The following is a 14,370-nucleotide window of genomic DNA, read 5'->3' on the forward strand; positions in this document are numbered from 1 at the left end:
CCCGGCCCTTGCCTGATCAGTTATCGTATATGCGCCCACGCGCGCGCTCCAGTTTGGCCAGAATCCGGTCTACATTGTCGGGTTTGACCATGAATTCCTGGAAACCTTCCATGGATGCTTTGGCCATTTCCGCAGGTGCGTCGCGATCCCAGAACTGGGCTACCCCACCGGGGCTGTTCGACGAAAGCATTTCAAAGCCCTGTTGCAGGAACTTGTCGTCATCCACAGCGGATTGAGCGTTGACCGGCAATTGGCCGAGATTCGCGCCGTTGTTGATTTCGGTCTGCTCGTCTGCAGAGACCACGAAACGCAGGAACTCGCGTGCAGCTTCCTTGTTCGAAGCATTGGCCGGGATGTGGAACGTGTCGGTCGGGGCGTCTTCGGCCAGCTCAACATCGGGATTGATCGCGACGAACTGGTAGAAATCCAGCTGGTCATCGGTCAGGCCCGCATCGCGAAGCGGTGCCACAGCAAAGTTGCCCATCAGGTAGGCTGCTGCCTCACCATTGACCATGAAGGGCAGGGCTTCCTGCCAGCTATATGTCTGGTGATTGTCGATGAAGGCGCCCATGTCGATCAACTGCTTCCAGTTGGCGAAGGTCTGTTTTACCCGGTCATCTTCCCAGCTGATTTCACCGTTGGCCAGTTGCTGGTGGAAGTCAAAACCGTTGGTCCGCATGTTCAGATAGTCAAACCAGCCACCGGCGGTCCAAAGGAACTTGGTGCCAATGGTATAGCAGGCACGTCCTGAATCGACGATTTTCTGGCAGTTGGACAGTTCTTCTTCCCAGGTGGTCGGCTCGCTCAAACCCAGTTCATCAAAGATATCTTTGCGGTAGTAAACACCCCACTGATAATAGGTATAGGGTACACCCCATTGCTTGCCGTCGATTGTCAACGCGCCCTTGGTCGAAGCGAGGTTATCGGCGATCTCAGGCTCCGCCCACAAATCCGAAACATCCTCGAACAAACCAGCCTCGACATATGGCTTCATGCGGTTGGCCGCGTACCACGTGGCCACGTCCGGGGTGTCGGCCGTCAGGAAATTCCGGATCTGCGTTTTGTATGCTTCACGGTCGATGACCGTTGTTTCGATCTCCAACCCCGGATGCTGTGCTCCGAACCGCTCGATCATCGCTTCCATCGTCGCGCGGGGCGCCGGGTTTGATGTGTCGAGAAAAATCCGCAGCTCTCCGGTGAGTTCCGCAGCTGCCGGTGCCGCCATCGCGACACCGAGCGCCAGCGCAGCCGTTGTGCGCTTGAAAGTTGAATACATGGTCTCCTCCCTGTTGCTCCCATGTAAGGTTCCAAATAATGAAACCTTGTTTTATATATTGAAAACTACACATCGACTCGGTTACTGTTGTCAAGACCCTCGTGACGATGGCGATGGATAAATGGAGGAGAGCGGAGACCCGTGTCAGGTGACGGAACTATAGGCAAAGCATGTGATGTGCTCGATCAAGTGGCGTCGTTTGAGCGCCCGGTTCGGTTTGCTGAACTTTTGGAAAGCAGCGATTTTCCAAAGGCGACCCTGTACCGATTCCTGCAAACCCTGACCAATCAGGGAATGCTGTCCTATGACCGCGACAGGCAGACCTATTCCCCCGGGATGCGGTTGGTACGTTTGGCCCATGCGGCATGGACGCAAAGCTCTCTGGCGCCGATTGCACGCCCTTTTCTGGATGCCCTCAGCCGGGAAACCGGTGAGACCGTGCATCTGGCGCAACTCGATTCAAGTCAGGTTCTTTACGTCGATAAACGCAACGCCGCGCAGCCTATCGAAATGTACTCTCAGGCTGGCAAGGTTGGCCCGGCCTACTGTACAGGGGTTGGCAAGGCGATGCTGGCCTTCTTGGATGAAGATGCGCTGAACAGGGCGATTTCCCAGCAAAGCTATCACCGCTTCACTGACAGTACTCTGACATCAGAGCAGATGTTGAGGGCGGATCTCGACCGGATTCGCAGCCGGGGATTTGCCATCGATAATGAAGAGCATGAGCCCGGCATCATATGCATCGCATGCCCGGTTCTGACGTTGAACGGTCGGATGCTCGGTGCGATTTCGATAACCGGGTCTACCGAACGTATGGATTTCAACCAACTCGAGGCCTGGGTGCCGCGCGTACGGCGAGTGGCCGAACAAATCGGAACCGAAGCACAAGCGTGGCGATTCCCCGAAACGCGCCCAAGCCCCAGAAACGACAGGATGCAAGTGACATGACAGGTGTAACTCTGAACCAGGCAATCAAACGATACGGTCAGACTCAGGTCATTCATGGGATCGACCTGCAGATCGAAGATGGCGAATTCTGCGTTTTTGTTGGTCCTTCAGGGTGCGGAAAATCAACTTTATTGCGGATGATCGCGGGGTTGGAAGAAACTTCGGAAGGCGAAATTCACATCGGGGCGCGCGAGGTGACACATATGGACCCGGCTAAGCGCGGCGTGGCCATGGTGTTCCAGACCTATGCGCTCTACCCTCACATGTCAGTGGCCGAAAACATGGGATTTGGCTTGCGCATGAACGGTGTCCCAAAAGCCGAGATCGACCGAAAAGTGCAGGAAGCTTCGAGTATTCTGAAGCTTGACCCCTATCTCAAACGCAAACCCAAGGCCCTGTCGGGGGGGCAACGGCAGAGGGTTGCGATTGGGCGGGCCATTGTTCGCGGGCCCGAGGTTTTTCTGTTCGATGAACCCTTGTCCAACCTGGACGCTGAGTTGCGGGTCGAGATGCGCGTCGAGATCGCGCGACTGCATCAGGAAATCGGTGCGACCATGATCTATGTGACCCATGATCAGGTCGAAGCCATGACGATGGCCGACAAGATTGTCGTACTGCGTGATGGCCGGATTGAACAAGTGGGGGCTCCGATGGATCTGTACCGCGATCCTGACAATCGGTTTGTTGCGGGCTTCATCGGTTCGCCCGCTATGAATTTTCTCGATTGCGATTATGCCGACGGCCACGTCACCCATCCCGCCCTAGGTCAGCCGTTACCAATTTCGGCAAACGTTCCTGCGGGAAAGGATAAGGTGACGTTGGGAATGCGTCCCGAACACGTTTTCATAGACCGCTCAGCGGATACCTGCACCGTGGACCTGACTGAAGCACTTGGCGGTGTTTCCTACTCATATCTGCTGACGCCGAATGGCGACAAACTGATTGTGGAAGAACGGGAAGACCAACGTAGCAAAATGGGTGATCGGATTGGCATATCAATTCAACCCGCCCGTGCCATGGTATTTGATCCCGAGACAGGACAGAGGTTTCGGTAGTCCTTGGACACAACTCGAAGAACTTCGTTGGACCAGCCGCGCAGCTTCATGGAAAATATGTGGCGTGACCTGAAGCGAAACGCCAAAGACAGACGGGCGAAACGTTGAGCAGATAGCATCTAAGGTCATACACGCCCAGCCCGTGGCAAAACGCGCGGGCACAGATGATTGATTCCCAGCCCAACGTCATTTAAGTGAAGCCCTGTCAAAACAGAGTCACCCAGGGGCGGTATCGTGATCGCGCCCCTCCCGCGCCATGCTGAAGTGGCTTCAACTCTTGGATCGCACGCCCCGAAAGGCTTAAAAAGGTAAAAGAATATGGCAGATAAATCGAACTTCGACATATTGTATACCATTGTAGACGAAGCGCCCGAATTGGCCAGCGCCTCGTTCCTGCCCATCATTCGCAAGTTCGCTTCGGCTGCTGGCGTCAGCGTGGGCACCAAGGACATTTCACTGGCCGGGCGCATTCTGGCGGCCTTCCCCGAGAACCTGATGGATGAGCAGCGCGTCTCAGACGATCTGGCCGCATTGGGTGAACTGGTAAAGACCCCGGATGCTAATGTGATCAAGCTGCCGAACATATCGGCCTCGGTTCCGCAATTGGTGGCCGCCATAGAAGAGTTGCAATCGCAAGGTTATGATATCCCTGCATACCCGGAAGAACCCTCGACCGACGAAGAAAAGGCGATCCGCGCACGCTATGATGCCATCAAAGGCTCGGCCGTGAACCCGGTTCTGCGCGAAGGCAACAGTGACCGCCGCGCAGCCCGGGCAGTCAAAAACTATGCCCGGAAAAATCCGCATTCCATGGGTGAATGGGCCTCGGACAGCAAAACCAAAGTCTCGTCCATGTCTGGCAACGATTTCTACGCCAATGAGAAATCGGCGACCATCCCTGCTGCCCAGGCGGGTGATGCAAGGATCGAGTTTGTCGGTAAAGACGGCAGTGTGACTGTTCTGAAGGATGCGTGGCCGTTGGAGGAAGGCACGGTGACTGATGCGACTTTCATGTCGGTCAAAGCTCTGTCGTCGTTCCTAGCAGAGGCCATCGAGGACACCAAGAAAGACGGCACAATGTTCTCGCTGCACCTGAAAGCCACGATGATGAAGGTCTCTGACCCGATCATTTTTGGCTATGCGGTCAAGGCCTGGTTGGTTCCGGTCTTTGAAAAATTCGGCGCTGAACTGGATGCGCTGGGTGTGAACCCAAACTCTGGTCTAGGAGACTTGCTTGAGCGGGTTCAAAACAATGCCGAGATCGTAGCCGCAATCGACGCGATCAAAGCTGATCGCCCGTCGATGTATATGGTGGATAGCGACAAGGGTATCACCAACCTGCACGTTCCTTCCGACGTGATTATTGATGCTTCGATGCCAGCGGTAATCCGCGCGGGCGGTAAGGGTTGGGATGAAACCGGTGCCAAGGGTGACACAAATTGCGTGATCCCCGATCGGTGCTATGCAACTGTTTATGATGAAAGCATCAAATTTTTCAAAGCCAACGGAGCACTGAATCCGGCCACTGCCGGTGCGGTCGCAAATGTTGGCCTAATGGCGCAAAAAGCCGAAGAGTACGGTTCACACCCGACCACCTTTCAAGCGCCTGCCGATGGCACCATGCGCATTGTGCTGGCCAATGGTAAAACACTGCACGAGCACGCTGTTGAAAAGGGTGACATCTGGCGCGCCTGCACTGCCAAGAAAGCACCGATCGAAAACTGGATTCAACTGGCGATGGACCGCCAGCGCCTGACCGGGTCCGAGGCGATCTTCTGGTTGGACGCAAACCGCGCTCACGATGCCGAGCTGATCAAATACGTAAAGCCGGCGCTCGAGGCGGCTGGCGTTGCCGACAAGTTCCAGATCATGGCTCCGCGCGAGGCAACCCGCCAGTCATTGGAGACCATAACAGCCGAGAAAGATACAATTGCCATCACGGGCAACGTGCTTCGGGATTACCTGACGGACCTGTTCCCGATCCTCGAACTGGGTACCTCGGCCAAGATGCTGTCGATCGTCAAGCTGATGAATGGCGGCGGTCTGTTCGAAACCGGGGCAGGGGGCTCGGCCCCGAAGCACGTTCAGCAATTGGTTGAGGAAAACCATTTGCGCTGGGATTCGATGGGTGAGTTCTGCGCGCTTGGGGAGTCTCTGAACTTCCTAGCTGACACCAAAGGCAACGTGAAAGCAGGTGTTCTCGGCGCCGCGGCAGAGGCTGCAACTCAGGGCATTCTGGACAACAACCGCTCACCAAGTCGGAAAGTCGGCCAACCTGACAACCGCGACAGCCATTACTGGTTCGCGCGGTACTGGGCCGAAGCTTTGGCGGCCCAATCCGACGATGCAGAACTGGCAGATGAAATTGCACCACTGGCAAAAGAACTGGCAGACAAAGAAGAGCAGATCTTGTCGGAACTGGCCGCTGTTCAGGGACCAGCCGTGGACTTGGGCGGATACTATCACACCGACCCGGGCAAAACTGCAGCCGTGATGCGCGCCAGCGCTACGCTGAACGCGATCATCGGCTAATCACTGTCGAGCAAACGGGTGAGTTTCGTCCGACATCAGAACACGAAAGGGCCGCCTTTGTGCGGTCCTTTTCATAGAACGCGGGATTGCCAAAAGACCGCGACAGCCCCAAACCGTGCGCCTGACCATCTGTAACTTGCTGTGGCTGCGCCGTTAAAACCAACCTTGTCACATTCTATGAACGACATGCGCAATGTGTGCCCGGGAGACACCTGCGCAACACGTTGGATTTCAACGCTTGACCGCTCGCTCGCCGGGCACAAATTTCGATCGCTTTCCTGAAACTGAGAGCCGTGCAGTTAGCGAAGATCGAAACACCCTGATCCTTGGAAAAAATACAAGATTTACGGGATTCCCCCAATAGCGCCGACTTTCAGTCCGCGTTAGGTGTTTGGAGACAAAGAATTTCACTGGTGAGGCCTTCGGGCTATATCACTCACTCAGAAAAATGGCCAGCATTTGGGGTGCTGGCCATTTGCATTTTTGGTTTACTACATTTTTGAGCAATGCAGCTTGTTCGTTCGCTCACGAGCGAACAGGCCGTCCCTTTGCCTAGCAGGAAACTGAAGGATGGGTTTTGTTAACCAAACCGACGGGTTTCGGTCTCAACAAGCGATGGTTTGATTTGCTCGACAGCTGACGCCGCAACACCCTTGTGCCGCAAATATGAAAGACGGCGCGCTTCTCTTCGGGCAAGAGCCAGAGATTCCAAAATCAGAGCGCAGACAACGGACAGCATTGTTGCGACAAAACCGGACACGGCAACGACAACAGATGGAATTCTATCAACAAGCCCCGTTTCCAAAAATTCCCGGAATACGGACACAAACACAAATAGCGAAGGCAAAAACATTACCACGGCCAAAGACAGGAAAAACGCAACGGGCTTTTCATCTTTGATCAACAGTCCGATCATTTTGAGAATCCGCCACCCATCAGAGAAAGTTGCCAGCTTGGAGTTCGAATCTGGGAGGCGTGAAGAGTACCTTGTTGGAACCTCTCCGATCGGCATGCGCATTTGCATCGCATGAACTGTTAACTCTGTTTCAATTTCGAAACCGTTTGATACCGCAGGAAAACTTTTGACAAAGCGCCTGCTAAAAACACGGTAACCGGAAAGCAGGTCGTTGATTTTGCTATTGAAGAAGAACTTCACAAGCCAACTGAACAAAGCGTTCCCGAATTTGTGGCCGCGCCGATAGGCTTCAGTTTCTTCATTCACCCGGGCGCCATTGACCATATCCAAATTCTGCGAAACGAGCAGGTCAATCAATTCCGGTGCCGCAGCGCTGTCGTAGGTCGCATCCCCGTCAGCCATAACGTAGACATCCGCGTCAACGTCGGCAAACATTCGACGGACCACGTTGCCTTTGCCCTGGTATGTTTCGGAATAGACCAGGGCGCCTGCCTCAAGCGCGACTTTGACGGACTCGTCAGTAGAATTGTTGTCATACACGTAAACGGTAGCGTCTGGCAGGGCTGCACGAAACTGCCGAACGGTTTCGCCAATCGCAACTGCCTCGTTGTAGCAAGGCAAAATCACCGCAATGTCCAAGTCCGCTCTTGTCACGGGCATCAGAGATTTTCTTTGAGTATCGAAGGCGCCCTGTATCATATGCAAATCACGCTCTTTCAGTGGCATCAATTGAATGATGGTCGTGCTTAAGGGTAGAAGGTGCTGCGCATTTGAGGCTGTTATGAAGCAGATAAGAGGCCAAATTTTGTCATCTTGAAAAACCTTCCGTTTTTCGCTCACAAAAAGGGGGCCGATTGATGAACCGGCCCCATAGTTTCAGCTGAACCGAGGGATCAGTTCGAAGCTGCGTTCAGTTTTTCGTTCTGCTCGCGCAGAGAGTCAGAAATAATCGCATACCATTCGCCGGACTCGCGCATTTCGTTCAGACCTTTGTTCATCATTGCAATGTACTCACGCGCGAACGGGTTGGTGCGGTGTGCTAGGAAACTCATCGAAGACAATGTCGAAACATACGGGTTTTCGATAATGTCACCTGACGTAAGGCCCATGTCCTTCATGGTTGACGCGAACAGATCAACTTCAAAAGCGGCGACATCGGCGGTGCCGGTCATAACCGCATCCAGGCATTCACGCGCCGAGTTGGGTTGGACAACTGTTGTGTTCTCACGGTTCAAACCGACTTCTTCCAGAACTACCATGCTCCAACCTGCCATCCGGCAGATGGTGGAACCTTCAAAGTCTTTGAAATCGGTAGCGTTTGCATACTGGCTTTCCGGCAGTGTGAAGAAGCCGCCGACGATATCGTAGACTGGAACCGACGCGACGAACTGAGTGCAGCGCGCCGTCGTCTCAGCAGACCATTCATATGTGCGGTTCGTGCAATCCGGGACCGTCCAAGCGATAGAAACATCAAACGCACCAAGCGGCAACAGGGTATCGAGATGTGAGCTCCAGTCGTCGACGAAGCTGACAGAATAATCGCGACTGTTTCCGGCGCGTTGCAGACTGGTGGTTGCGAGGCGAGTCATAATACCGCCGCCGCTGAGCGTTTCGGTCGTAAATGGTTCCCAACCGTTGCCGGCAACCAACTTGATGGGCGGCGCGTAGACGTTTGAACGCTTGACGCTTGCAGCACGCTTTTCTTCGGCTGCGATCAGTTCCTGCGCGCTCTGGCCATTTGGCAGGCTGCCGTCCTCGCAGGGAAGGGCCAGAACAAGACCAGGCTCAAGTGCGTTGGGGTTGGTAATTTCGTTCCGGTTTGCGTTGAAGATCGGCTGATAGTTCGATGTGCCGTAGGCTGCGATTGCAATGGTCGCCATGGTGTCGCCGTCTTGTACGGTATAGTTGGTACAAGCTTCCTGTGCCGCAGCGGCGCCCGCACTCAGAGCGGTAATCGCGGTTGCTGAAAGCGCTACCTTTTTTATTTTCTCGTTAAACATGTCCACTTCCTCCAGACTTTAGTTTGTCAGGCCAGATTGGGGCCTTATCCATTTTCCATTTGATGACGCAGGGCGGTTGACACGATGTCGCGCCATTCGCCCGATTGCTGCATGATTGCCAGACCTTGGTTCAGCGTCTCCAGGATCGCTTCCCCATCAGGATTATCTTTGTGGGTCATGACGTTAAGCGACTTGATGGCCGCAAGGTTTGGGTTTTCGATAATCCGGTGTTGATACCCAAGCCGATCTATTGCCTCGACAGCCAGATGCGCTTCGATAGCTACGATATCAGCGGTGCCTTCCATCAGTGCGTGGAAGCAATCATCCGGTGACGTCGGACGCAAAAGTTTGATGACCGGTTCGTACAGGCTTACCGCGTCCATGTGAGACAAAGACCAACCTTCCGGGCGGCAGATCGTTGCTCCGGCAAAGTCGGCATAAGTCAGTGTCTGTTCATAGCCGGAACCTTCTCGGGCGAAGAATGTATCTACGACCTCGTAGAACGGATTTGAAAAATTGTAGGTTTCGCACCGGTTACGATCATTTTCCGACAGTGCGGCGGCGTCCTCACAATTGGGGCGCGACCAAGGGAAGGTGGCGTCAAATGCGAGTGTTGGCATCAACAGGTCCAGATGGGATGACCAGTCATTCACGAATTGAATCTTGTAGGCCTGCTCAGGAGCGGCTCGAAACATCGCGGTCTCAACCAGATGCGTATAGAGCCCCCGGTTGGGCAGAGATTCATCGGTAAACGGAGCGTAGTTTCCGCCGGTGATCAACAGCAACTGACGATCGCGAATTTCGGGCCGTTCACCCGTTCCAGCGTTCCGGATCAAAGCGGCAGCTTCGGAACGGGCGGCTTCAATCTCTTGCTTGGCCGCAGCTCTTGCTGCAACGACCGCCTCTTCACTCGTTTTCTTTGCTTCGGCTTCCGCCTCGGCGACACGGGCTTCCGCTTCGGCCACGGCTTTCTCGGCGCGTTCTTCTGCGGCCTTTACCAGCTCTGCTGCCATTTCGGCAGCCAGTCGTTCGGCCTCGGTATCAGCCAGCACCGGTGCACGCCCAACGTCTTCCAGACAGGGCAGTTCCAAAACGTCGCCGACACGGATGATATTGGGGTTGGCACCGATAACATTGCGGTTTGCATCGAAAATGATGCGAAAATCCTCGGTCGCATACACTTCGATTGCCAATTCCCTCAAGCTGTCGCCGCGTTGAATTTCATAACTTGAACACGCTTCCTGCGCCGATGCTGCGCCTGTGGCGGCCGCAAGGGCAAGGCTTGATATGATTAAGTGCTGTCTCATGGGTCCTGTTGCTTTGCCTTTTTTAGGTTCTTGTGAGTTTCGCGACTGCGATGGAAAGATTGTCCTGATCCGGGTCGCCCTTGGCCTGCACAGCTTTCAGCAATGCTTCGGCTATGTCTTGCGCCAGGCCCTGCTGATGATCCCGCAGAATGGTTTGAATTTCGGCGTCGCTGATGTACTGCAGCCCGTCACTTGCGAGGACCAGGACATCAGCAGGTGACACGATCAATGGATCTTCCGGGCAATCCACTTTTGGAATGGCCCCGCCCATGACCACGGAGGTCAATTGATTGCGGTCCATTTCTTGGGCTTCTGCTTCTGTGATCTCGCCCGAAGCGACTTTCCAAGCGATCACGGGTGCCATCGAATGATCTTCGTTAACCTGCTTCAACGCTCCATCGCGAAACAGGTAAAGAGGGCTGTCGCCGATCGAAATCCAGAACACACGCCGCCCCAGAAACAGGACGCCCAACATGGTCGATCCCATGTTGAACCCCTTGCCCTGAGCTTCGTTATGGTTGGCGATCGCGGCATTGGCTTGCATGGCCGCCAAAGGAAGCGCATCTATCGCCGATCCTTCGTTCAGGGTTTCTGCCTCAAGTTCAGCGTCCAGAGCGTCGCGCCAGGCGGCGACTACCATTTCCGAGGCTACTTCACCCGCCTCATGGCCACCCATGCCATCCGCAATTACAACATACCCCGCGTCCGACGCGTCGAACATGCGGGCCGCAATCGCGTCTTCCTGCGTTTCCCGCTGACCCTGATTCAGGATCAGCGCAACATCATATGCCGGAGTTGCCAGCATCAATCAAGAATCCCGCCAATCAAAACCGTCGTCACAGAAGGCCGTGAACCGGATGGAGGTTTCGCTGATACGGATCAGGTCTCCACTGGACAGCGCCACGGTGCTGAGAACGGGTTTGCCATTCAGGCGCACAAGATTGGCCTTGCCGCCATGGCCCAGATAGCACTTTCGATCTTCCGGGTCATAGGCGATAACCGCATGGTTCGAGCGCGAGATGCCTGTATCACCGAAGTCCAACTGGATGGCCTGGTCATCGTTGCGACCGATTTGCATGAGGCCTTCGGTCAGCGTGATGCTTGAACCCCGTCCCGGACCTGATGTTACAACCAGCCAAGCCACAGGAAATGTCTCTTGTACCGCTTCTGCTTTTGCTACGGGTTCGGAGGTTTCGATCAGGTCCTGTACATGAGTATCGGCGCGCTCAAAGCCCAGAAATGTCGTCTTGACCCGTGAACGACGGTCCTCAACCGGGGCTGGTTCAACTTGCTCAATCACCGGCTCAACGGTCACTTCGACCTGCTTCGCTTCCGCAACCGGAGCTTCCGCGACCTCAACTTCGACCTCTTCCGGCTCGGTGGGTTCGGACACGACCTGCGCTGTCGGTTCCTCTGGTGATGTCTCTGCGGGTGCTTCCGACACATGCAAGGTGACAACCTGCTCGACCTCAACCGGTTCATCGACAGGCTCTTCTGTCAGAACGTTTGTTGGAGCGCCCTCCTCCTCCGGAGCGTGGTCCTCTTCCGAGCTGTCCTCGGCGAAGATCGATTCCTCGGGTTCTGCCACCGCTTCCGCCTGGACCTCGTTGAACTCGGGCATTTTTTCTTCGGGGATCAGCTCATCCGTTTCCTCATAGGATTCAGATGTCATGTTCCCACCCGCCAATGCGGCGCGCAGTGCGTTGAAATCCGCAATGGGTTCCTGCTTTTCTTCTTCGCTTGCAGGGCCGTCTACGGCGGTCGTGTTCTCGGTCACGTCTTCTTCTTTGGATTTGCCGGCACCTTCGAGAAGCCGGCTCAGAGGGCTTTTGTATTTGAACATGGTGTCGACACCTTCAAGTTATTGACGCAGATATGCCGCGTCGTAAGCTGCTACTTTTCCCTGCACGTCAGCGCAGGGCCACTCAATGGATACCCTTGGGAACTGATACATTCTGCGGCGGTCCGGTTCCCGCCAGGGTGGCAAACCTGGATGCCGCCCTCAGCAAACACACACTGGCAGATCACTTGCGAACCGGTCAGATTACTCCTGTGCAAGCTGCATGACGGCGGCCGTCTCGGCCCCATTGCGCAGCACGGTCAGATTTGCATCTGTTTGCTCGTTCGAAACGAGAGCCGCCAGCATCTCATCAAGGCTTTCAGAGCCGTCAAACGTGGTGCCTGATTGGCTTTCATTCAGCAGGATATCGTCTTTCTGTAGGCTTCCTGCCACATCAGCCGGAACCGCTTTCACCCTTGTTTGCCATCCACCGTTGCCATCAGCGCTAACGGTAAAGCTGTAGCCATTTTCCAACCCAACTGACCGCATGGCGGGAAGGGCCAACAAACCATTTTGTGCACGGGTCTGGCCCAGTGGGCGATAGCGGGCAGCAACCCTTGTGTACCCATCGACATCTACGTTCAGGTTGTCTAGAACCTGGGCGGCAAAAGGAACGTCCTGACGAACCGGTTTGCCATTCAGGGTATAGATGACAGCACCACGTTGCACCCAGTCGCCGATCACGCTCATGTCCTGGTTGGCGTCCACCCCGGTAACCGCAATGGTGGCACCGGTCGAGCCGCGACGGCGTGATGTCTGGAATGGGATATCGACATCCCAATGCGCGAACGATACCTGCTGATCCGCCGGAACTCCGACGCTGGCGACAGCGCCAGTTGCGGGCGCTTCAATCTCGGGTTCTGCTGCAACATCCAATGCTTCTTCCGACTGCAATTGTACTTCAGAAGGTTCAGTGTCTGCGGAGGCTGTTTCTGTGACAGCTGGCTCCGCAGGTACTGTTTGTGCCTGCTCGACAGGCTCTTCCGGCTTGGTCTCGGTTGCGTCAACCACTTCGGGCTCGGGCTCGGGCGCTTCTGTGGATGAGGGTTCAATCACAGGCACCTCTGTCCCAGCGGATTGTACTTCCGCTGCTGGCTGCTCGAGGGATGTCTCTGCCAGTTTTTCTGTTGTGTCGCCCGACATCACAAAGAAACCACCAGCGGCCAGAGCAACTGCAACAACGGCCGCACCTGCGATCAGCTTGCCGCTACCACCAGACCCACTCTGGACGACGGTATCTACAGCGACGGGAGTTTCTTCTTTCGCCGTGATTTTGGCCAGGTCGTCATTTTTTTTGTCCTCATTGCCAAGAACAATGTCCGAGTTTCCGGCCAGCAAGGCTGTTACAACCGCTTCCGCGTTTTCGCTTTCGGCTTTGATCCGGGCCTTTTCTTCCTCTTTGTCTTTCCGATCCATGCCAACAATCACGGACACGGGGCGATAGGCGAATGTATCAAACATGACGCCAGGACCGCGGAACATGCGCAACCAATCCAATGCGGATTGCAGGCGATCCGTGGCGTGTACTTCCATCGCCTTGTCGATCGCTTCAAGGAACCCTTCTGGATATCCTTCGAAACGACCGGCCAGCGGTGTATAAGGGTCATCCTGGCCGTTGTTGAATGCATTCAAACGGTTTTGGCCGTCGATGGGGCGTTCACCGCTGATCGCGTGATAGAGCGTAGCGGCCAAAACATAGAGGTCGCTGCTGGGTCCTTGTTCGGCGCCTCGGACATAGAATTCGTGCGGAGAGTATCCATCCTTTATGACGCGCAGGGTCAACAATGCTGCCGATTTGTTCGCTGCTTGCTCTCGTGCGGCTCCAAAATCGATCAGGACGGGGTCTCCGTTTTCATCAATCAGAATGTTGTCTGGCGATATGTCCCGATGCAACATGCCGCTCTGGTGAATGAAAGATACCGCGGATAGCATTTTTTCAGTGACCTGAACGATGAAGTCAGGGTCGCCGTCATTTTCCGGGTTTTCCACATAATCCAGCAGGTCACACCCACGGATGAGGTCCATTGCGATATATGCGGTGTCATTGTCTTCGAACACCTGATGCACATCTACGATATTGGGATGTACCAGACGCGCATGATTGCGCGCTTCTTGAATAAAGAGGTCAATGATCGAGCGCAGGTCGTCCTTGAAGGACGGGTCATTTGGTTCGACCAGATCACCGTTGCGTCGGCACAGCGCTCCGGGGAAGCACTCTTTGATCACAACGTCGCGCTCTAGGCTGTCGCGCGCGAGATAGGTGATACCAAATCCCCCGTTGCTGAGATAGCGGAGGATTTCATATTGCCCGCGCAACAGCTTTGCGCCTGGCTGCAATCCCTCAATTTTTGGTTCGTCGTGCGTCGCACCGACAGCCTGGTTGTGGCTCATTTCAATCCGCCCGTTCTATTCATTTTGCGGCTTAGAAAAACCGGGCCGACAGCCCACGAACTCACAACCAAAAACAACCGCAGGACACTTGAGAACGGTTAGACG

General features: G+C 55.0%; 10 protein-coding genes. 3 read left to right on the top strand and 7 right to left on the bottom strand.

The window, feature by feature from the left end:
* Positions 1-16 precede the first annotated feature (16 nt).
* On the bottom strand, positions 17-1,276 hold the full coding sequence (locus D1823_RS19605; RefSeq protein ID WP_117873238.1) for an ABC transporter substrate-binding protein: 1,260 nt from the start codon (positions 1,274-1,276) through the stop codon (positions 17-19).
* 141 nt (positions 1,277-1,417) lie between these two features.
* Between D1823_RS19605 and D1823_RS19610 the strand changes: the two genes are divergently transcribed.
* The 3 genes from D1823_RS19610 (at position 1,418) to D1823_RS19620 (ending at position 5,811) form a co-directional block, all read left to right on the top strand.
* The gene (locus tag D1823_RS19610; RefSeq protein ID WP_117873240.1) at positions 1,418-2,224 is read left to right on the top strand and encodes an IclR family transcriptional regulator; all 807 of its coding nucleotides are present in this window, start codon (positions 1,418-1,420) and stop codon (positions 2,222-2,224) included.
* On the top strand, positions 2,221-3,279 hold the full coding sequence (locus D1823_RS19615; protein ID WP_117873242.1) for an ABC transporter ATP-binding protein: 1,059 nt from the start codon (positions 2,221-2,223) through the stop codon (positions 3,277-3,279). Before D1823_RS19610 ends, D1823_RS19615 begins: the two co-directional genes overlap by 4 nt.
* 318 nt (positions 3,280-3,597) lie before the next feature.
* Positions 3,598-5,811 (top strand): NADP-dependent isocitrate dehydrogenase, encoded by a 2,214-nt coding sequence (locus D1823_RS19620; RefSeq protein WP_117873244.1) that lies wholly within the window; start codon positions 3,598-3,600, stop codon positions 5,809-5,811.
* Between the two features lie 580 nt (positions 5,812-6,391).
* On the opposite strand, the gene D1823_RS19625 is transcribed toward D1823_RS19620, so the two are convergent.
* From D1823_RS19625 to D1823_RS19650, 6 genes are all read right to left on the bottom strand, one after another.
* Entirely contained in the window at positions 6,392-7,567 is a 1,176-nt protein-coding gene (locus D1823_RS19625; protein WP_254683874.1) for a glycosyltransferase family 2 protein, read from the bottom strand.
* 53 nt (positions 7,568-7,620) lie between these two features.
* Positions 7,621-8,727: a LysM peptidoglycan-binding domain-containing protein gene (locus D1823_RS19630; RefSeq protein ID WP_117873246.1), complete on the bottom strand. Its 1,107-nt coding sequence runs from the start codon at positions 8,725-8,727 to the stop codon at positions 7,621-7,623.
* Positions 8,728-8,771: 44 nt separating this feature from the next.
* A complete protein-coding gene (locus D1823_RS19635) occupies positions 8,772-10,034 on the bottom strand; it encodes a transporter substrate-binding domain-containing protein (protein WP_117873248.1) in 1,263 nt (420 codons plus the stop codon).
* A gap of 22 nt (positions 10,035-10,056) precedes the next feature.
* Positions 10,057-10,839 (bottom strand): PP2C family serine/threonine-protein phosphatase, encoded by a 783-nt coding sequence (locus D1823_RS19640; protein WP_117873250.1) that lies wholly within the window; start codon positions 10,837-10,839, stop codon positions 10,057-10,059.
* Between the two features lie 3 nt (positions 10,840-10,842).
* A complete protein-coding gene (locus D1823_RS19645; protein WP_117873252.1) occupies positions 10,843-11,877 on the bottom strand; it encodes an FHA domain-containing protein in 1,035 nt (344 codons plus the stop codon).
* A gap of 201 nt (positions 11,878-12,078) precedes the next feature.
* Positions 12,079-14,265 carry a serine/threonine-protein kinase gene (locus tag D1823_RS19650; RefSeq protein WP_117873254.1) on the bottom strand — a complete coding sequence of 729 codons (2,187 nt, stop codon included), beginning with the start codon at positions 14,263-14,265 and terminating at the stop codon, positions 12,079-12,081.
* Positions 14,266-14,370 lie beyond the last annotated feature (105 nt).

This window comes from Ruegeria sp. AD91A (assembly GCF_003443535.1).
GTDB lineage: Bacteria > Pseudomonadota > Alphaproteobacteria > Rhodobacterales > Rhodobacteraceae > Ruegeria.